Here is a 20710-nt window from a genome sequence, read left to right as displayed (position 1 = left end):
AGGTTGACATTGTGATAAACCGTGTCGTATTAGTTGGAAGACTTACGAAAGATCCAGAACTTCGTTATACGCCAAGTGGAATTCCGATGACTCGTTTTACAATCGCTGTAAATAGAACATTTTCGAATCAATCTGGTGAACGCGAAGCTGACTTTATCGGCTGTATCGCTTGGAGAAAACAAGCAGAAAACTTAGCAAACTTCATGAGAAAAGGAAGTTTGATTGGTCTAGAAGGCCGAATTCAAACAGGTAGTTTTGAAGGTCAAGATGGAAAACGTGTTTACACAACAGATGTTGTTGCAGATTCTGTACAATTTTTAGAACCTCGTAACAACGCTGGTGGTGGAGCAAATATACCAAATCAACAATATGGAGGGCAACCTTATGGGGGCAACCAACCTACATATAGTACAAGCCAGCCTAATCAACAATTTGGTAACATGGGTCAACAACAGGATCCATTTGCTTCATATCCACAAGGTCAACCTTCTATGAATCAGCAGAATTATACACGAGTAGATGAGGATCCATTTGCATCAAGCAAAGGACCAATCGAAGTTTCAGAAGACGATTTACCGTTCTAATTAGAAAAGCGTAGCGCTCTTCGAAACTAACTAAAAATAATAAAGGAGGACATCGAAATGGCACAACGTCGCGGAGGCCGCAAACGCCGTAAAGTTTGTTACTTCACTTCAAACAACATCACTACAATCGATTATAAAGATGTAGATTTACTTAAAAAGTTCATTTCTGAGCGTGGAAAAATTCTTCCTCGCCGTGTAACTGGTACAAGCGCAAAATACCAACGTAAATTAACATCAGCTATCAAACGTGCTCGTATCATGGCACTACTTCCATTCGTAGCTGAAGATAAATAAGCCTTAGCTTAAATAAGCGAAGCATATTTTTTACGCATATAATAAAGTCGACAAAATTTATTACAAATTTTGTCGACTTTTTATTTGCATTTTTTGTAAGTGTCATAACAATTACACAAGCGCATTTTTGTCCCATAACTAAAAAAATGGTACAATATATCAATGAATAAGATTATTACTTAAGAAGTATTATGCTATCACATTATGCATCAGGCTTCTTAGGCTGAACTTCTAAAGACTTATAATCAGCACAGTTTTAAATTAAAAGGAAGGTTATCGATGCCGAATAATCAATCAAAAAGGCTAGCTCATGGTGCTATGATGATTGCCTTATTTACAGTACTCGTTGCAATCGCTTTCTATGTACCATTCATCAATCTTATTGCTACCCTTTTTGCACCGTTACCTATTGCATGGTACAGTGCAAAATTTGATAGGAGTTCATCCATATTAGTGGCAATTCTAGGTTGTATTATCCCCTTCTTTTTTGGAGGTTTATTAATCATTCCGTTTGCCCTTATTTTTGCTTCATTAGGCGTAGTAATGGGTGATTCGTTACGATTAAAGAAAAGTAAAGTATTTTTACTTATGTCATCAGGTATTACTTTACTTATCACATTTGCAGTTCAGTACATTATCTCATTAAAATTGTTTGAAACGGATTTTATTAAAGAATCAATGCAGTTAATGCGTGACAGTTACAAAAAATCCTTTGAGCTATCACAAAGTTTAACTGGTCAAACACCAATGGATGAAACGGCTTTAAATTTACTTTTTGATACTATGGAGATGACATTACCAGCTTCCATTACCATTGCTGTTTTCTTCTTTACTTTCTTAATCATTTCAATTAATTTACCGATGTTAAAGCGTCTAGGAGTTAATGTTCCAAAGTTTAACGCATTTAAAAACCTGCGCTTACCAAAATCAATTTTATGGTATTATTTAATACTATTATCGGTTAACTTATTTATTAGCCCTGAAACTGGCACACCTCTTTATGTTATTTGCTTAAATTTATCGATGGTCTTATGGTTATTACTGACCCTTCAAGGAATATCTTTTATTCATTTTTGTCTTGATGCATACGGGTCACCTAGTATTTTAAAAGTACTTGCAACAATTATAGCCATTCCACTATATTCCTTTGTCGTATTAATTGGGATTTTTGATTTAGGCTTTGACATTCGTTCATTTGTCAAAGGGAAGATTCAGAGGTAGGGAGCTGATAAAATGGATACTTATAGGAAGCGGCTAATTCGACATCCTCTTATGTATCTAACTGTGATTGGTCTAATAGGCGCCACTATTATATCCATTTGGAATATCTGGTTTGGCTTAGCCTATTTGCTCTTTTATAGCATTGCGGTAATATATGCGTGGAAAATTGAGAAAATCACATTTATTAATACAGAAAAACATATCGAATCGCTTTCGTTTCGTATGAAAAAAGTAGGATCTGAAGCACTTTTAGAAATGCCTATAGGGATTTTACTCATTAACGATAAATATATAATTGAATGGGCAAATCCATATATGTCTCAAGTTATGGATGAAGAATCTTTAATTGGAGAAGAAATGTTTATTCTTTCAGAGGAGTTATATGAGTTAACGAAATCTGATGATAAAAGAGAGCAAACCGTTACAATTAATGATCGAAAGTATAAAGTGGTTTATAAACAAGAAGAAAAGTTATTATACTTCTTTGATGTAACGGAGCAATTAAAAATTGAATCACAATATTACGCAGACCGAACTGTTTTAGCTATCTTATTTATTGATAACTATGACGAGTTAACACAAGGAATGGATGACCAATCTAGAAGTTTAACGAATACAATCGTAACTTCTATCATTAATGATTGGGCCTCTGAACATGGAATTTTTGCAAAGCGCATTAATTCCGATCGTTTCCTAGCAATATTAAATGAGAAAATTTTATCTGAGCTTGAAAAGAAAAAGTTTTCAATTTTAGATGATATACGTGAAAAAACAGCACAAAAGAATCTCTCATTGACACTAAGTATTGGAGTTGGAGCTGGTTCAAGTTCTCTTATTAAACTTGGCGAATTAGCTCAATCTAGTCTAGATTTAGTTTTAGGTCGTGGTGGAGATCAAGTAGCGATTAAACAACCGAATGGAAAATTAAGATTTTATGGTGGAAAAACAAATCCAGTTGAAAAGCGTACTAGAGTGCGTGCTCGTGTTATCTCCCATGCCTTACAAGATCTGATTATTGAAAGTGATCAAGTATTTATAATGGGACATAAACATCCTGACATGGATTCCATCGGTGCTGCAATCGGTGTGCGAAAAATGGCACAAAAAAATAAAGTTAAAGGCTATATTGTCTTAAACTTTGATGAGTTAAATGGTAGTGTTAATCGGTTAATGGGGAATATAGAGAAAAACTCCGATTTTTATAAGTACTTTATTTCCCCTGATGAAGCATTAGCTTTAATGACGGAGAAGTCATTGGTAGCTATAGTGGATACTCATAAACCAAGTTTAGTAGCTGATGATCGACTATTAAAACGCTCTGACAAAATTGTTGTAATCGATCACCATCGACGAGGGGAAGAGTTTATTAAAAATCCAACTCTTGTCTATATGGAACCTTATGCATCATCTACAGCTGAACTAGTAACGGAATTATTAGAATATCAACCAGAAGATGAAAAACTATCAAAATTAGAAGCAACAGCACTTTTAGCGGGTATCATCGTAGATACAAAAAGCTTCACACTCCGAACAGGGGCACGTACTTTTGAAGCAGCCTCTTATTTAAGAACAAATGGAGCAGATACTGTATTAGTTCAACAATTATTAAAAGAAGATATTGATACGTATATTGAACGCTCAAAAATTATTCAAACTGTTGAATTCCTCTATCCGGGAATTGCCGTCGCACATGGACAGGATAACAAAATATATGACTCTGTATTAATTGCACAAACGGCAGATATTTTACTCACAGTTAAAGACGTATCAGCCTCCTTTGTGGTTGCCCATCGACCTGATGGATTAATAGGAATCAGTGCAAGGTCTTTAGGAGACTTTAATGTTCAACTTGTTATGGAGAAACTTGGTGGTGGTGGCCATTTAACCAATGCTGCTTGCCAACTAAATGTTGATACGATAGAACATGCGATTTCTTTATTAAATAATGCAATAATAGATATACTTGAGGGGAGAAATGAAGAATGAAAGTAGTATTTTTAAAAGACGTTAAAGGAAAAGGTAAAAAAGGAGAAGTTAAAAACGTTGCAGATGGATATGCACAAAACTTCCTTATAAAAAATGGTTATGCTGTTGAAGCAACGAACCAAGCACTTAGTCAATTAGAAGGTCAAAAGAAATTAGCAGAGAAAAATGCAGCGGCTGAATTACAGGCAGCGAAAGATTTAAAAGAACAACTTGAAAAACTTACTGTAGTGATTAAAGCAAAATCAGGTGATGGCGGTAGACTATTTGGATCAGTTTCTACAAAACAAATTGCTGAAGCCCTTCAAAAAGATTTTGGTATTAAAATTGATAAACGAAAAATGGAATGTAACGAAGGTATTCGCTCTTTAGGCTTTACAAATGTACCTGTAAAGCTTCACCACGAAGTTAAAGCGACTTTAAAGGTACACGTTACAGAAGAAGCGTAAGGAGAGAACTGTAATGAACGAAGGCATGATGGATCGCGTTCCACCGCATAACCATGAGGCAGAGCAATCCGTTATTGGTGCCATATTCCTTGAGCCACAAAGTTTAATTACTGCATCTGAAATTTTAGTTCCTGATGATTTTTATCGAATTAGTCATCAAAAAATCTTTCAGACAATGCTGGATTTAAGTGACCAAGGAAAAGCGATAGATGTTGTCACTGTTACAGAAGAACTTTCAGTAAAAAAAGAACTTGAAGATGTTGGTGGTCTTTCTTATTTAACTGAGCTTGCCAATGCTGTACCTACCGCTGCTAATATTGCGTATTATGCTAAAATCGTTGAAGAAAAGGCACTATTACGCCGCTTAATTCGTGTTGCCACAAAGATAGTTGAAGAAGGTTATACACGGGAAGATGAAGTTGAGGCGCTTTTAGCAGATGCTGAAAAGAAAGTAATGGAAGTTGCGAATCGTAAAAATGCCGGTGACTTTAAACACGTTAAAGATGTACTCGTTCAAACTTACGATAATATTGAACAATTGCAATTTCGCGATGGAGATGTAACTGGGATTCCAACTGGTTTCCGTGATTTAGATCGAATGACAGCTGGCTTCCAACGAAATGACTTAATTATTGTAGCTGCCCGTCCATCAGTTGGTAAAACAGCTTTTGCCTTGAATATTGCACAAAATGTAGCGATTAAAGCACGAGAAAATGTAGCAATATTCTCTCTTGAGATGGGGGCAGAACAACTCGTAATGCGTATGCTTTGTGCTGAAGGAAATATTGATGCTCAAGCATTGCGTACTGGTGCTCTTACTTCTGAAGATTGGAGCAAACTAACGATGGCGATGGGTAGTTTATCAAACTCAGGTATTTATATTGATGATACACCGGGCTTACGTATTAGTGAAATTCGTGCAAAGTGCCGCCGCCTTCACCAAGAAAGTGGATTAGGTATGGTCTTAATCGATTACTTACAGTTAATTCAAGGTAGTGGCCGAAGTGGAGAAAACCGTCAACAAGAAGTATCGGAAATTTCTCGTTCCTTAAAAGCTTTGGCCCGTGAATTAAAAGTTCCTGTTATTGCCTTATCTCAGTTATCTCGTGGTGTAGAACAACGTCAAGATAAACGCCCGATGATGAGTGATATTCGTGAATCAGGAAGTATCGAGCAAGATGCGGATATTGTAGCCTTCTTATACCGTGATGATTACTACGATAAAGAATCCGAAAGTAAAAATATGATCGAAATCATTATTGCAAAACAACGTAATGGTCCAACAGGTACTGTAACGCTTGCTTTTAAAAAGGAATTTAACAAATTTATTAATATTGATTGGTCGCAGCATCCGCAGCCAGTTAATGCATAAGTATATTTAGAACACGAACGTTAATTGAATTTTTTCAATTATATGTTCGTGTTTTTTCTTATTCTTCATTGACTTCTATAATGAATCACTGTTACAATGGTTCTGTTTGATATAGTTAAAGAAAGTAGGACATACTATTTGTGGATGTTTTACTAATAAATATTGCGGTATAAAGGACATAATGTCTAGCGGAGGTGCTGATATGACATCAGTTGTAGTTGTAGGGACACAATGGGGAGACGAAGGTAAAGGTAAAATTACTGACTTCCTATCTAAAAAGGCAGATGTAATCGCTCGTTTTTCAGGCGGGGATAACGCAGGTCATACAATCAAGTTTGACGGTGAAACGTATAAATTGCATTTAATTCCATCAGGTATTTTCTATAAAGAAAAAACATCAGTTATGGGGAACGGAATGGTTATTAACCCAAAATCTCTTGTAACTGAATTAAAAGGTTTACAAGAGCGTGGTATTGATACATCAAATTTACGTATTTCAAACCGTGCACAAGTAATTCTTCCTTATCATATTTATCAAGATAAAGTAGACGAAGCTGCTCGTGGCGACAAAAAAATCGGGACAACATGTAAAGGTATTGGACCATGTTATCAAGATAAAATCGCACGTATGGGTATTCGTATTGCAGATTTACTTGATCGTGAAGTTTTTGAACAAAAGCTACGCGAAAATTTAGAAAAGAAAAATCGCCTTTTCGAAAAATACTATGAAGTAGAAGGTTTAAAATTTGAGGACATTTTTGAAGAATTCTACGGTTATGGTCAAGAATTAGCGCAATATGTTACTGACACATCAAAAGTTTTAAATGATGTATTAGATGAAGGTGGACGAGTATTATTCGAAGGTGCACAAGGTGTCATGTTAGACGTTGACCATGGTACTTATCCATTCGTTACTTCTTCTAACCCTGTTGCAGGTGGTGTAACAACAGGTACAGGTATTGGACCTTCTCATGTATCTCGTGTTGTTGGGGTATGTAAAGCATATACTTCTCGTGTTGGCGATGGTCCATTCCCAACTGAGTTATTTGACGAAATTGGCCATCATATTCGTGAAGTAGGTCGTGAATATGGTACAACAACTGGTCGTCCTCGTCGTGTAGGTTGGTTTGACTCAGTTGTAGTACGCCATTCTCGCCGTGTTAGTGGAATTACAGACTTAGCATTGAACTCAATCGATGTATTATCTGGTTTAGAAACAGTAAAAATCTGTACGGCTTATAAATACAATGATGAAATCATTACAGAATATCCAGCAAGCTTACATGTAATCGAAGCTTGTGAACCAGTTTATGAGGAACTACCAGGCTGGTCAGAGGATATCACAGGCGTTCGTACATTAGAAGATCTACCAGAAAACGCACGCAAATACGTAGAACGCATCGTAGAATTAACTGGTATTAACCTAATGACATTCTCAGTAGGCCCAGCACGTGAGCAAACGAATGTCGTTAATCCGATTTGGGAGTAACGACATTCGTTCTGCACCGATAGCGTAGCGACAGGTGCAAACTTTTAGGATTAACTTAATCTGGGGGACATCCTAACTACTAACGATTACAAATCGTTAGTAGTTTTCTTTTTATCCACGTTAGTCTGCGCCGAAAGCGTAGCGACAGGCGCAAACCTTGGGATAACCCAATCTGGGAGTAATAGTTACTAACTGCTAACAGACTAAATCGTTAGCAATTTTTACTTTAAACGACATTCGTTCTGCACCGATAGCGTAGCGACAGGTGCAAACTAGAGGTAAATTATATATAGAAACTAACTAACTAACTGCTAATAAAATAAATCGTTAGCAGTTTTTTCTTTATTATTGCTCTTTTTTCAAATCACAACCAAACAAAAAACCAAGCAAAAGTGGCTCGGTTTTTCTAAACATTTTATATGTGTATTAGTGAATACCTTTCTTCTTGAAGCGTCCACCTTTTACTTCGCTAATATTACCAATTGCTAGGAATGCTTGATTATCTATACTTCGAACAATTTCTTTCATCTTAGATTCTTCTAATCTAGTAATAACACAGAATATCACTTTTTTATTATCCCCTGTATAAGCCCCTTCACCATGTAAATAAGTAACCCCTCGACCTAAACGGTGTAATATGGCTTGGCCAATTTCCTCTATGTCTTCACTAATTATGTAAACGGATTTAGATTCCTCCATCCCTAGCACGACAACATCAATAACTTTTGATGCTATATAGTAAGCAACAACGGAATACATTGCTTGTTCCCAAGTAAATACAAAACCAGCAACAGTGAAAATAATTAAGTTAATAAATAAGATAATTTCACCAACAGAAAAGGGTAGTTTGATATTGGATAAAATGGCTAAAACTTCAGTTCCATCTAAACATCCTCCATAGCGAATAACAAGTCCAACACCAACACCTAATAAGATTCCACCGAAAACGGTAGCTAATAATAAATCTTTTGTAAAAGGATTTAAATGATGCATAATTACCGTGGCAATCGAAAGGATTGTAATTCCCAGGGCAGTAGTTAATGCGAAGGTTTTACCAATTTGTTTATAACCGATGAATATAAAAGGAAGGTTTAGTATGAAGATAAAAACACCAACAGGCAAACCAACTAAATGAGAAATAATAATTGAAATCCCAACAATTCCACCATCCATAACATTGTTAGGAACTAAAAATAACTCTAGACCTATAGCAAAAATTAGTGCACCTATAATTACCATTACAACTCGGAACATGTGATGCCTCATAGGTATTTTATTAATTTCAGAATGTTTTGCACTTACTTCCATAAATTCTCCCCAATCTCTAATAATTTTATTTGTAACTGTATATGAAAGGACTCTCTAGATGATAATAAAAATTCCCTTTCTATATAATTATTCCCTAATGTTTAAAGAAATGAAACTATGAAAATAAAAAAATTTCTATTATAAATCTAGTAAAATAAAAAACATTATCATAAAAAATAACAAGAATATTGTCGAGAAATCTCGAAAAGTAATAATAAACTAAAATTCTTTTCAGTCCTTAGACAATTTAATAGAGAATTTTGGTCCTTAAATCCTATAATATAACAAAAAACGTGCAAATAATACAATTTCATTACAAAAGACTCAGGACGGTTCAACCAAAAGAAGGAGTATGTTAAATTAGAAAAGGCTTGAAAATCTCACATGGAAAAATAACCCTTAATTAGGGGAACCTTTGGAAGGGGCTTCATAATGAGTTCGAAGTGGAAATTGAAAAAAGACGTTTCGATGAAAAAACATACAAGTCTTGATTCTAAGAAAAAGAATATATTTAAAAAAATTACTTTAACTGTTGCTCTTTTATCATTAGTAACATTTAACCTTGCATTTGCAAACGGAGAAGAAAGCGATAATTCTATAAATAAAATATACCATGTTTATTTAGGTGATACATATATTGGACCTGTAACTAATGAAGAGTCCGTAACTGAAATTGTTGAACAAAAAGAAAAAGAAGCAAGTCTACAATATGAAAATATGGAAGTAGATGCTAGCTCAGATGTTTCTTTAGTTCCGGAGCATGTTTTTTCATTCGAAATTGATGATACGAATACTTTAGAAAAATTAAATACAGAGTTAGAAGTTCAAACACCAGCTTTCGCAATGAAAATTGATGAAGAACCAGTAGCTTACTTCAAAAGTGAACAGGATTATGAAGAGGCAATTCATCAATTAAAACTTGAATACGTAACAGAAAAAGAATTACAACAATTAGAAAACAATGTATCTAAAGAGTTAGCTAAAAATGAATCACGACTATTAGAAGTTTCAGTTGTTGAAAATCTCGCAATAGAAAATACAAAAGTTAATCCAGAACAAATTTTAACTCCAGAGAAAGCTGTAGATTATCTTAAAACAGGATCTGTTGAACAAGAGTTATATGCCGTTCAAAATGGTGATGTTCTTGGCAAAATTGCAAAGAAGCATAATTTATCAGTAGCAGAACTTTTAAAATTAAATCCTGATATTAATGAAAATACAATATTACAAATTGGTCAAAAACTGAATGTAACAGTGGAAAAGCCATTAGTAAATGTTAAAGTTGTTTATGAAAAATCAAGAGTAGAAAAAATTGACTTCACAAAAATTGTAGAAGAAAATGACTCAATGTATAAAGGCGAGAAAATCGTTAAACAAGAAGGCGAATACGGTAAGAAAAAGGTCGAGTATATAATTACTGAATTAAACGGTAAAAGAGTAGAAAAAGCAGTGACGGAAGAAACAGTACTCTCTGAACCTAGTGATCGAGTTGTTGTCGTTGGTACGAAGGTTGTTTCAGATCGAGGAACGGGTGCATTTGCTTGGCCAACTTCAGGTGGATATATTTCAAGTAATATGGGTAATCGCTGGGGTGAATTCCACAGAGGTATCGATATTGCTAGACCATCAAATTATAATATTACTGCTTCAGATAATGGAGTTGTTACATTCGCTGGTTGGGATGGAACATATGGTCAAAAAATTGTTGTAGACCATAATAATGGATATGAAACATTATATGCTCATCTATCCGAAATTAAAGTAACTGTTGGACAAGTTGTTCCACAAGGTTCTATTATCGGCATTATGGGATCAACAGGAAATTCAACAGGTACTCACCTTCATTTCGAAGTTCATAAAAACGGTTCATACGTAAATCCATTAACATTATTAGACTAATTATAAGACAGTCCAAACACTATGGGCTGTCTTTTTTATTATTAACTATCAAAATTTGTCGAAATATTCCCCGGAAAATATTATAGCGATGTTCTCATATTGATATTTAGTGTTATCTGATTGTAACCTCAGCTTAAACGTTGTAACACATTGTTTGATATAATGGAGTGTGGGGTAGTATAATGCAGCGAAACGTAAAGCATGATAGAGTTAATAATAGGAAAATCGAAATTAAACATACTTAACTATAGATAGAGAGTAGAGAAGGAGAAAAAATTTATGACAAAAACAATATTAGTTGTGGACGATGAAAAGCCAATTGCAGATATATTGCAATTTAATTTAGTAAAAGAAGGTTATCAAGTAATTTGTGCTTATGATGGGGATGAGGCATTAGAAAAAATTGAAGAATCCCAACCTGATTTAATGCTTCTCGATATTATGCTTCCAAAACGTGATGGTATGGAAGTGTGCCGTGAAGTCAGAAAGAAATATGACTTCCCTATCATTATGCTAACTGCAAAGGGATCTGAAATTGATAAAGTGCTTGGATTAGAAATGGGTGCAGATGATTACGTTACAAAGCCTTTTAGTACGAGAGAGTTAATAGCACGAGTAAAAGCAAATATGCGTCGACTTAAAGTATCTGCTCAAGTGGAAGAAACAAAAGAGGAGTCAAATGATATTACAGTAGGTGCTTTAGTCATTCAACCTGATGCTTATATCGTGTTAAAGCGTGGAGAAGCAATTGAATTGACTCATCGTGAATTTGAATTACTTCATTATTTAGCGAAACATATTGGACAAGTAATGACTCGTGAACATCTACTTCAAACAGTATGGGGTTATGATTACTTTGGAGATGTACGTACAGTAGACGTTACGATTCGACGTTTACGTGAAAAAATAGAAGATAACCCAAGTCATCCGAATTGGATTGTTACGCGCCGCGGGGTAGGTTATTACTTACGAAATCCTGAGCAGGAGTAATATAAATGCATAAAGTTAGCTTTTTTAAGTCTATCCACGTAAAACTAGTACTGATTTATGTTTTACTCATTATCATTGCATTACAGATCATTGGGCTTTATTTCTCATCAAATTTAGAAGAGAATTTAAAAAACAATTTCAAAGAGTCAATTACGCAACGGATTGACTTAGTTCAATACAGTATTCGAGAAGAGTTGTTAAAGGATCGGGACGAAACAACAGGACCTTCATTAGAGCAAAGTTTGAATCTCATTTTACGAGAGTTCACTACAAGTGATATAAATGAAATTCGAATTGTTGATAACCGAAACAAGGTGTTGGCAACATCCGATATTGATAATCAAAGCATTGTAGGACAGAGATTTAATCATGATATTGTAACGAAATCGATATCCGCTGAAATTTTTCAAGATGAAATTGCGATTGATGAAGATACTAGAAAACGTGTTTGGGTTTTAGCTACGCCAATAACCAATACACTTGGTCCAAACAAAGATGTTATTGGTGCCATATATCTTGAGTCAAATATTGAAAAAGTCTTTGAACAAATGAATGATATCAATCGGATCTTTGCTGTCGGAACAGCGATGTCCCTGGCAATTACCATTATTCTTGGGATATTGATTGCAAAAACAATTACTAAGCCGATTTTAGATATGCGTAGACAAGCACAAGCAATGTCTAGAGGAAATTTCTCACGTAAAGTTCGTGTCTATGGTAATGATGAGATTGGGCAACTAGCTATTGCTTTTAACCATTTAACAAATCGTCTGCAAGAAGCAACATCCACAACAGAAGCAGAACGGAGGAAGCTAGCTTCAGTCTTAAGTAACATGACAGATGGAGTTATCGCAACAGACCGTAAAGGGAAAGTAATTTTAATTAATGACCCAGCTTTAAACTTTTTAAATGTTACACGTGAAACAATGTTAAATCGACCAATCACATCGGTACTTGGTGTTGATCAAGAATACAGTTTTGAAGATTTAATATATATGAAGGATTCATTAAATCTTAATTTTAGTACGCAAGATGAGCCATTAATTTTAAGAGCGAACTTTTCTGTAATTCAAAAAGAAACAGGATTTGTAAATGGGTTAATTACAGTTTTACACGATATTACGGAACAAGAAAAAATTGAAATGGAGCGCCGAGAGTTTGTGGCGAATGTTTCTCACGAGTTACGTACCCCATTAACAACAATGCGAAGTTATTTAGAAGCATTAGCAGATGGAGCATGGCGTGATGAAAATATTGCACCAACCTTTTTAAATGTTACACAAACCGAAACAGAACGAATGATTCGGTTAGTTAATGATTTACTGCAATTATCAAAAATGGATAGCCGTGATTATAAATTGAATCGAGAGTTTGTCGAATTTAATAAATTTTTCAATCGTATCATTGATCGATTTGAAATGTCTAAATCTCAAAACGTCACATTTAGCCGTTTTATTCCTGATACATCATATTTTGTAGAAATCGATACAGATAAACTTACACAAGTAATTGATAATATCATCTCTAACGCATTGAAGTATTCACCTGATGGAGGAAATATCCGTTTTGGTTGTACGGTACAAGATAATATGTTGAAAGTGATGATTTCAGACGATGGTATGGGTATCCCAAAAGAAAATGTTAATCGCATTTTTGAGAGATTTTATCGTGTAGACCGCGCTCGTTCCCGTGCAATGGGGGGAACTGGTTTAGGTTTAGCCATCGCAAAAGATATGATTGAAGCACATGGAGGGAAGATTTGGGCTGAAAGTGAAGAAGGTGTTGGAACGACAATCTTCTTTACGTTACCATTTGAATTAGATGAGGCAGGTGATTGGGAGTGAAATATGTTGAGCAGGTTAAATCAATCATCCTTACACTCCTTGTCGGATTAAGCTTAATTTTAACTTTTGCCATATGGAGTTACACACCACCTTATCAAGTAATTGAAGAGTCACAGGTCGAACAAATTACAATCGGAGAACATAAATCTATTGAAGATGTTATTCAACCTTATCGGATATTATTAAGCCAAGATAATCAATTTTCTGGTACTATATCTTCTACTTTAATTGATAATGTAATGACAACTTTATCGAAAGTAAGGGCTACAGAGCTAGATTTTATTCAAAGTAACCTCTCGGACGTTAAGATTAATTCTATGGTTGGCGCAAATAATCGAATTACACTGTTTTTCCAATCAGAAGTACCTATTAATATATTTAAATCTATTTTGGAGTTTACTCAAAGTGATTTACCAGAGATATCATTTAGTCATCTTGTTATTGATTGGGGAAAATTTAATCAAACCAATACATTGCAACTATTATTTGTAAGTGAACAAAACAGAACACTCTATACAACAGATATTGCATTAAGTAATGACTATTTTAATTCCACATTTAATGATTTATTTAAAGATGCAATTAAATATGAAGAAATCACAAGAAACAATAAACTATCTTTATATGTACCATCCAACCCAGTAGAATTAGCGAAATATACGTATTACATCGATGAAGTATCACCTGAAAGATTTAAAGAAATTTTATTTAAAGATACAAACATTGTGAAGAAAAATATTGAGAGTGCAACATCGTCTAAGTATACTGATGCAATGTCTTTTATGACATCTGATACTAAAACAAAGATTATTAATTATGTGTACCCAACTTCTGAGAGCATTAACGATATAAAAGGTTCTACCTTATTACAAGAAAGTTTCGATTTTGTAAATGAGCATGGCGGATTAACAGGGGATTACCGGTATGTGTATCGAAATGTTCCTAAACATATTACAGAATATCAATTATTCTTGAGAGGTGTGCCAGTGTTTAGTAGTATCACATCCACTCGAATCACAACAATTTGGGGAGATAATCAAATTTTCAGTTATAGAAGACCTTATTTTAAACTAGATATGGCAATTCCTTCAGAGAGAGCAGTTCGTCAATTACCATCAGGTGTTGAAGTTGCAAAGTGGGTACAAAATATCCAAGATATTGATGATATAATAGTTGGATATTATTTAACGGGTAGTGAAATTGATGAAAAGTTATATACGTTAGAGCCAAGTTGGTTTTCTATTCAAGATGGAAGTGCTACACGTATTACGCCAGAGTCATTAGGAGGGGCTGGATATGGATTGGAGTAAATCAAAATCTATATTCATCGTTGTATTTCTAATATTGAATGTGTTTCTCTATTCTTTATATTTAAACCGACACACGGAAGCACAATTGGTAGAAGTATTAGGTGAAAAAACGATTGAAGCACAACTCCAAGATGACCATATTACTTATGGAGTTTTACCAACCAATATAGAAAAGGCATCCTATATTTCTGCGACGGTGAAAAATTTTGAAGAAGAACAAATTGTTTTACAAAATGCGCAAAAAATCGTTGTGGAAAATAAAAATAAATTAATTGTCACTTTAAAAGATCCAGTGAAAATTAGTAATCTTGATCAGGAAGAAAGCTATCGAAACTTCCTCCAATTTCAAGTTCATGAAGGTGCCTCTTATGCATTATGGAAAGTTGACCAAGAAAATAGGAAAATTACATTTTTCCAACGATTGAATGATCGGAAAATCTATTATAATATTAACGGTGTTCTCACAGCTTATCTTAATGACAATGATGAAATCATCCGATATGAACAAACATTGCTAGATAATATAGAAGAATATAATAAAGAGAAAACATTGCTACCACCAATCCAAGTAATTCAAGCTCTTTATGGAAAACGTTTATTAAAGCCTGACTCTAAAATTACTGAAATGAAATTAGGGTATTCAACACTGATTCAGTTAAAGACACAAGTATTCGTTCCAACTTGGGAAGTTCGTGTGAAAACTCAAGATGATGTACATGAAGAATACTTTGTAAATGCTGTAGAAGGAAAGGTAATTGATTTTCAACTAGATCATACAAGAGTGGATGTAGTTGATGATGCACTTGATATAAAAGAAGTTAATGAAGAATAGGGAGTAATGTTATGCGATTTAGTGTTTTAGCAAGTGGTAGTACTGGAAATGCCATTTATGTAGAAAATGATGAACATGCATTTTTAGTTGATGTCGGTTTGAGCGGCAAAAAAATGGAGCAGCTGTTTGCTAAGATTGATCGTGACATGAAGAATTTAACGGGGATATTAGTTACTCATGAACATAGTGACCATATAAAAGGTATTGGAGTAGTTGCGCGGAAATACAAAGTGCCAATCTATGCTAATGAAAAAACATGGCAAGCAATGGATGGGCATATTGGCAATATTCCAACAGAACAACGGTTTATTTTCAATATGGAGACGGTTCAATCCTTTGGTTCGTTAGATATTGAATCCTTTGCAGTTTCCCATGATGCAGTAGACCCAATGTTTTATGTATTCCATGAAAATGATCGAAAACTTGTTGTAATTACCGATACTGGATATGTGAGTGATCGCATGAAAGGAATTATTCGTGGTGCCGACTCTTTTGTTTTTGAGTCGAACCACGATATCGGTATGCTCCAAATGGGTCGCTATCCATGGTCGATCAAGCGTCGTATTTTAAGTGATGTTGGACATGTTTCCAATGAAGATGCTGCAATAGCAATGAGTGAAGTGGTATTTGAAAAGCCGACTCAAATCTATTTATCTCATTTAAGTAAAGATAATAATATGAAAGATTTAGCCCGTATGACAGTTTCACAAACATTACAATCATGCGGAATCATTACAGGTGAATATGTTCATTTACATGATACAGATGCTGAAGAGCCGACTCTTTTAGTAACTGTGTGAATAGGCAGAGGTGTCCAAAGAGAAAAAACTTTTTGGGCACCTTTTTTATTTATAAATATCTTCTAGTAGATAAATTGCTTCTGCGATGGATGCACTATATTTGACGCAATATATCTGTGAAGAAAGTGCAAGTCATAAGGGTTCTGTCTCAAATATTTTCAGACTGAGCCCTTTTTTATTTTTGTTTTATTTCATTTTCATGTAATTTTAATCTTTAGTTTGTATCATAATGACAATAAGAGGAAGAAAGGATTGGTTATATGAGTTACTATAATAATGATGATGAACATAAACAAACCGAAAACGAATCTGGTTCTTCTTATTCACCATTACAGGAACGATTAATGCGTGAGGAAGAAGAAAATAAAAAACGGGTAAATAAAAAAAATAATGGAAGTAAAGGCGGTTACTTTTTAAGTGGCCTTGCAGGTGTCATTGTTGGTGCACTCGTGATGTGGTTACTACTTCCTTCTATGGTTGGGCAACTTCCAAGCAATTCGAATAACAAAACGAACACCACAACAATCACACAAACAGCAACAGAAGTTACAACGGATATTACCTCAGCCGTTGAAAAAGTCTCCGATGCTGTTGTAGGTATTACAAACATTCAAGAAGTAACAGACTTTTGGAACCAACGCTCACAAGAACAAGAAGCTGGTAGTGGTTCTGGTGTCATTTACAAAGTAGAAGATGGGAAAGCTTTTGTCATTACAAATTACCATGTTGTAGAAGGAGCTAAACAACTGGAAGTTACATTAGCGGACGGTACTAAAGAAGAAGCAACTCTTGTAGGAAGCGATATTTGGACAGATTTAGCCGTTGTTTCGATTGACAGTAAAAATATTGAAACAGTAGCCCAATTCGGTGATTCAGAAACATTAAAACAAGGTGAGACAGTCATTGCGATTGGGAACCCACTTGGATTAGATTTTTATGGTTCGGTTACTACGGGTGTTATTTCAGGGAAGGATCGTGCTGTTCCTGTTGATCTAAATGGAGATGGTACGGAAGATTGGGAAACAGAAGTATTACAAACTGATGCAGCAATCAATCCAGGTAATAGTGGAGGAGCGTTAATCAATATTGCCGGAGATTTAGTAGGGATTAACTCGATGAAAATCGCTGAGTCGACGATAGAAGGTTTAGGTTTTTCTATACCAATAAATACGGTCATACCGATTGTTGAAGAGTTAGAAAGAAATGGCGAAGTACGTCGCCCAACGATGGGAATCGGCCTATTAGACTTAACAGATGTACCTGCTTTCTATCAACAACAAACATTACGTTTACCAGAAGAAGTAACAACAGGTGTCGTTGTATCAGAAGTTGTTCAAGGATCACCAGCAGATAAAGCAGGTGTAAAACAATATGATGTTATTGTAGAAATGGGAGGAGAGAAAATTGAAAACTCCATCGACCTACGACAACATTTATACAATGAAACAGATATTGGTGACACACTTCCAATTAAAGTGTACCGTCAAGGAAAATTAGTTGAATTACAATTAACATTAACTGAAGGAACAAACGTATAAAGGATTTCATCTGTGGAAAACTATAAGTTATCAACAGTGCATTAAGCACAACGAGTAGAGAAGGATAAAGCCTATTCTTCCCTACTCGTTTTTTGTTTGTTACAATGGTTTGTGGATAAAATATTCACAAATGTGAATAAGTCTGTGGAAAATATAAATTAGAAAGAGGTAATAATAAATGAAAGTATATAGCTGTGAAACCCATATAAATCACGCTTTAGATATGCTTGTTGCAGAAACAAAGGAGTTTCCAATCATGGAACAATTAAATGATGAAGAAAAGTTATCCACAAATTGTTCTTATTGTGAAGAGAAAGCAACATATATTGTATCAAGTAAGTAGCTTTACACAATATCTAGAAAGTGCATGTGGATATGTGTATAACTTTTGTGGATAACTTGTTCGTAAATTAAAAATTAAGGTGGATAAACTGTATATATTAAAATTTTCTAACAAGAATGAAAAAAGATAGCCACATTGTTACAAGAATTGAAACATGTTTAGAGTAATTTGAAATTACATGTGGATAACAATAAGAATGTAATGTAAAGGTGGACTAATTGTGAATATCACCATAATTTCAGTAGGAAAGTTAAAAGAGAAATATTTAAAAATGGGCATTGATGAATATGTAAAACGATTAGGGGCTTATGCCAAAATTGAATTAGTTGAGGTACCAGATGAAAAGGCACCAGAAAATTTAAGTGAGTCCGAAATGGAAATCGTAAAACGAAAAGAAGGAGAACGTATTCTAAGCAAAATAAGCGATGGCACCCATGTGATTGCCCTAGCTATAGATGGAAAAATGAAATCCTCTGAAGAAATGGCCAGTGACTTGGAATCACTCATGACATACGGAACAAGTAAAATTGCTTTTGTTATAGGTGGTTCACTGGGATTACATAATGATGTTTTAAAACGCGCGGATGAAAAACTCAGCTTCGGTAAAATGACTCTTCCCCACCAACTAATGAAGCTGGTATTAGTGGAGCAGATTTATCGAAGCTTCCGGATAATGAAGGGTGAACCGTATCACAAATAGAGGCGGTTTTTGTAAGTTGGCTTAAAATGATTAGTTAAATATCATTTTAAGCCTTTTAATTTTGCAATAATTTATCGGTTAAACATAAGGTAATTAAGTCTCTGTAGTTCAGTAAAAGCGCTCAGATGGTGAAATAGTGAATGCAATTACAAGGTTATGAATAGAATTCTTCCCAAACACAGCTTTGGGTGCATTTTTGTAATTCAACAATCGGACCAAATCAATGGGTAACATTTAATAAAATAATTGGATATTAAAAAGAACATTAAACGTAACAGGTAAGGGGATAAGAGTAGTGGTAGAAGCATTTGTATGGTTAGGTTTTCTATTTAACCCAATTTTTTCTATAGTTTTCTTGATTAATTTAGTTGAGATAAATAGGTAACTTATTAAAGAAAGTGAATCGGACATAAGTAAGAATGTGCTATGGTTTGTTGTATCCGGGACATTTATTGTAACCATCTTAACTTGGGCGTGGGGATTGCCTAGATAGATACGATTATTGAGATTGTTGAAGGAGCATCTCTATTTTCATAAAAAAATTATACATTATGTAATATAAATCTTAATAAACGTTCCCAAAAGCAACCGCACCTCCTTGATAGTATGTGTCTAACAAATGGGGTGCAGTTCAATGCCACGTAGGGAACGTTCAATCCAGCAGTTAAGATTACTACAAAGTGTTAGCTGTTTTTTATTTAATTAGATTCCCTTTGCATCAGAGTTAACACCCACAGCTATCAGACATGTTAACCTCTTGAGTGGAATCTGAAACAGGAAAGTTCATTTCTTTCCACGCTGCAATACCCCCCGTTAGCTCTTTTACCATATATCCACGTTCTAATAAAAACTTTGCTACCTTGGCAGCCGTGTTACACCAGACATCCCAACAGTAAACAATAATTTCCTTGTCTTTTGGTATTTCATTTAAACGAGCTTGCAGTTCTTGTTCGGGTATGACATTAGCATCCTTAATTTTTAAACTTCTTACATGAAGTGGGCCGTTTCTTACATCCAGCAAAAAGTATTTATCTGGATCTATTTGTGTCAATCTCAAATAATCCATAGGGCTAATAGTTGCTTCTAAACGGGCATTAAAATAATCAAGTGCATTCATAATTATGTTACCTCCATTTTTAAAGTGTGGTCCAAATTTTAATGAGAAACTCCTTTAGCAATTGTCTTTCTTGATTACTTAAAGGGGCTAAAACTTCTAATTCAATATCGTTTAAAAATTCCCAACGTGAATCCAATAAATCCTTTCCTTTTGGTGTAATCATAAGGCTGTAGGACCTTCTATCATTAGGATTCCTTGTCCTCTCTACAAAGCCTAAAGTTTCTAAATGATCAATATGACTTACCATTGTTGTCCGATCAATTTGTAGATTTTCAGAAATATCTTTTTGTGATGAGTAAGGGTTTCCATTAATAAATAAAAGAACCCCATATTGTCTAGCATTAATGTGATATGGGACAAGCCCCTCGGCGAATTTAGTTTCCATTTGCTGAAGAACTTTTCCGAGTAAAAAACCATAAGATTGATTCCATTTTTCCATTTAAATTATTCACCCCTTTAAATAGTCAGTTAAATATATAATCACTTCAACTGATTGTTTTTTGAATTTCAAGTTGTTTGTTTTTATATTTAATTTTAATGAAAAACTGCAAATGCTGATCTTATCCCTGAAAAAATCTTCCTTTCATACTTTAATTGCTCATGTTTAAATTGATTGAGCACCTGTTGTTAAAATGGT

The 20710-nt window shown here is 34.5% G+C and carries 19 protein-coding genes; 16 read left to right on the top strand and 3 right to left on the bottom strand.

Going from position 1 to position 20710, the window contains the following annotated elements:
- The first annotated feature begins 11 nt into the window (after positions 1-11).
- From ssb to NKR20_RS18210, 7 genes are all read left to right on the top strand, one after another.
- The gene (gene ssb, locus NKR20_RS18240) at positions 12-584 is read left to right on the top strand and encodes a single-stranded DNA-binding protein (protein ID WP_121214590.1); all 573 of its coding nucleotides are present in this window, start codon (positions 12-14) and stop codon (positions 582-584) included.
- A gap of 57 nt (positions 585-641) precedes the next feature.
- Positions 642-878: a 30S ribosomal protein S18 gene (rpsR, locus tag NKR20_RS18235; protein ID WP_097073298.1), complete on the top strand. Its 237-nt coding sequence runs from the start codon at positions 642-644 to the stop codon at positions 876-878.
- 279 nt (positions 879-1157) lie between these two features.
- Positions 1158-2099 (top strand): YybS family protein, encoded by a 942-nt coding sequence (locus tag NKR20_RS18230; RefSeq protein ID WP_121214589.1) that lies wholly within the window; start codon positions 1158-1160, stop codon positions 2097-2099.
- 12 nt (positions 2100-2111) lie between these two features.
- Positions 2112-4085: a DHH family phosphoesterase gene (locus NKR20_RS18225; protein WP_121214588.1), complete on the top strand. Its 1974-nt coding sequence runs from the start codon at positions 2112-2114 to the stop codon at positions 4083-4085.
- Positions 4082-4531, top strand: a complete 450-nt coding sequence (rplI, locus tag NKR20_RS18220; protein ID WP_121214587.1) for a 50S ribosomal protein L9 — start codon at positions 4082-4084, stop codon at positions 4529-4531. The genes NKR20_RS18225 and rplI overlap by 4 nt, the downstream gene beginning before the upstream one ends.
- Positions 4532-4544: 13 nt before the next feature.
- Positions 4545-5903 carry a replicative DNA helicase gene (gene dnaB, locus NKR20_RS18215; RefSeq protein WP_121214586.1) on the top strand — a complete coding sequence of 453 codons (1359 nt, stop codon included), beginning with the start codon at positions 4545-4547 and terminating at the stop codon, positions 5901-5903.
- A 202-nt stretch (positions 5904-6105) separates the two neighbouring features.
- On the top strand, positions 6106-7392 hold the full coding sequence (locus tag NKR20_RS18210; RefSeq protein WP_121214585.1) for an adenylosuccinate synthase: 1287 nt from the start codon (positions 6106-6108) through the stop codon (positions 7390-7392).
- Between the two features lie 426 nt (positions 7393-7818).
- Here the strand turns inward: NKR20_RS18210 and NKR20_RS18205 are convergent, their stop codons facing one another.
- Positions 7819-8646, bottom strand: a complete 828-nt coding sequence (locus tag NKR20_RS18205; RefSeq protein WP_253427988.1) for a YitT family protein — start codon at positions 8644-8646, stop codon at positions 7819-7821.
- Between the two features lie 486 nt (positions 8647-9132).
- Between NKR20_RS18205 and NKR20_RS18200 the strand changes: the two genes are divergently transcribed.
- From NKR20_RS18200 to rlmH, 9 genes are all read left to right on the top strand, one after another.
- Positions 9133-10599, top strand: coding sequence for a M23 family metallopeptidase (locus NKR20_RS18200; protein WP_121214583.1), 1467 nt, complete (start codon positions 9133-9135; stop codon positions 10597-10599).
- A 279-nt stretch (positions 10600-10878) separates the two neighbouring features.
- A complete protein-coding gene (gene yycF / locus NKR20_RS18195; RefSeq protein WP_121214582.1) occupies positions 10879-11589 on the top strand; it encodes a response regulator YycF in 711 nt (236 codons plus the stop codon).
- A 5-nt stretch (positions 11590-11594) separates the two neighbouring features.
- Positions 11595-13433, top strand: a complete 1839-nt coding sequence (gene walK / locus NKR20_RS18190) for a cell wall metabolism sensor histidine kinase WalK (protein ID WP_121214581.1) — start codon at positions 11595-11597, stop codon at positions 13431-13433.
- Entirely contained in the window at positions 13430-14743 is a 1314-nt protein-coding gene (locus NKR20_RS18185; RefSeq protein WP_253428203.1) for a YycH family regulatory protein, read from the top strand. Before walK ends, NKR20_RS18185 begins: the two co-directional genes overlap by 4 nt.
- On the top strand, positions 14730-15575 hold the full coding sequence (locus NKR20_RS18180) for a two-component system regulatory protein YycI (protein ID WP_253427986.1): 846 nt from the start codon (positions 14730-14732) through the stop codon (positions 15573-15575). Before NKR20_RS18185 ends, NKR20_RS18180 begins: the two co-directional genes overlap by 14 nt.
- An 11-nt stretch (positions 15576-15586) precedes the next feature.
- Positions 15587-16375: an MBL fold metallo-hydrolase gene (locus NKR20_RS18175; RefSeq protein ID WP_253427984.1), complete on the top strand. Its 789-nt coding sequence runs from the start codon at positions 15587-15589 to the stop codon at positions 16373-16375.
- Positions 16376-16635: 260 nt separating this feature from the next.
- Positions 16636-17913, top strand: coding sequence for a S1C family serine protease (locus tag NKR20_RS18170; RefSeq protein ID WP_301285957.1), 1278 nt, complete (start codon positions 16636-16638; stop codon positions 17911-17913).
- 178 nt (positions 17914-18091) lie between these two features.
- Positions 18092-18256: a CxxH/CxxC protein gene (locus tag NKR20_RS18165; RefSeq protein WP_121214576.1), complete on the top strand. Its 165-nt coding sequence runs from the start codon at positions 18092-18094 to the stop codon at positions 18254-18256.
- A gap of 220 nt (positions 18257-18476) precedes the next feature.
- Complete coding sequence (rlmH, locus tag NKR20_RS18160; RefSeq protein ID WP_121214575.1) at positions 18477-18956, top strand: 23S rRNA (pseudouridine(1915)-N(3))-methyltransferase RlmH; 480 nt, start codon at positions 18477-18479, stop codon at positions 18954-18956.
- 724 nt (positions 18957-19680) lie between these two features.
- Here rlmH and NKR20_RS18155 read toward each other — a convergent pair.
- Positions 19681-20073, bottom strand: a complete 393-nt coding sequence (locus NKR20_RS18155; RefSeq protein ID WP_253427982.1) for a rhodanese-like domain-containing protein — start codon at positions 20071-20073, stop codon at positions 19681-19683.
- A gap of 19 nt (positions 20074-20092) precedes the next feature.
- Entirely contained in the window at positions 20093-20512 is a 420-nt protein-coding gene (locus NKR20_RS18150; RefSeq protein ID WP_121216046.1) for a MarR family winged helix-turn-helix transcriptional regulator, read from the bottom strand.
- Positions 20513-20710 lie beyond the last annotated feature (198 nt).

The sequence above is a fragment of the Ureibacillus endophyticus genome (assembly GCF_024159215.1).
GTDB lineage: Bacteria > Bacillota > Bacilli > Bacillales_A > Planococcaceae > Ureibacillus > Ureibacillus endophyticus.
The sequence above is the reverse complement of the archived record's forward strand: the minus strand, read 5'-3'. Positions and strand labels throughout refer to the sequence as shown.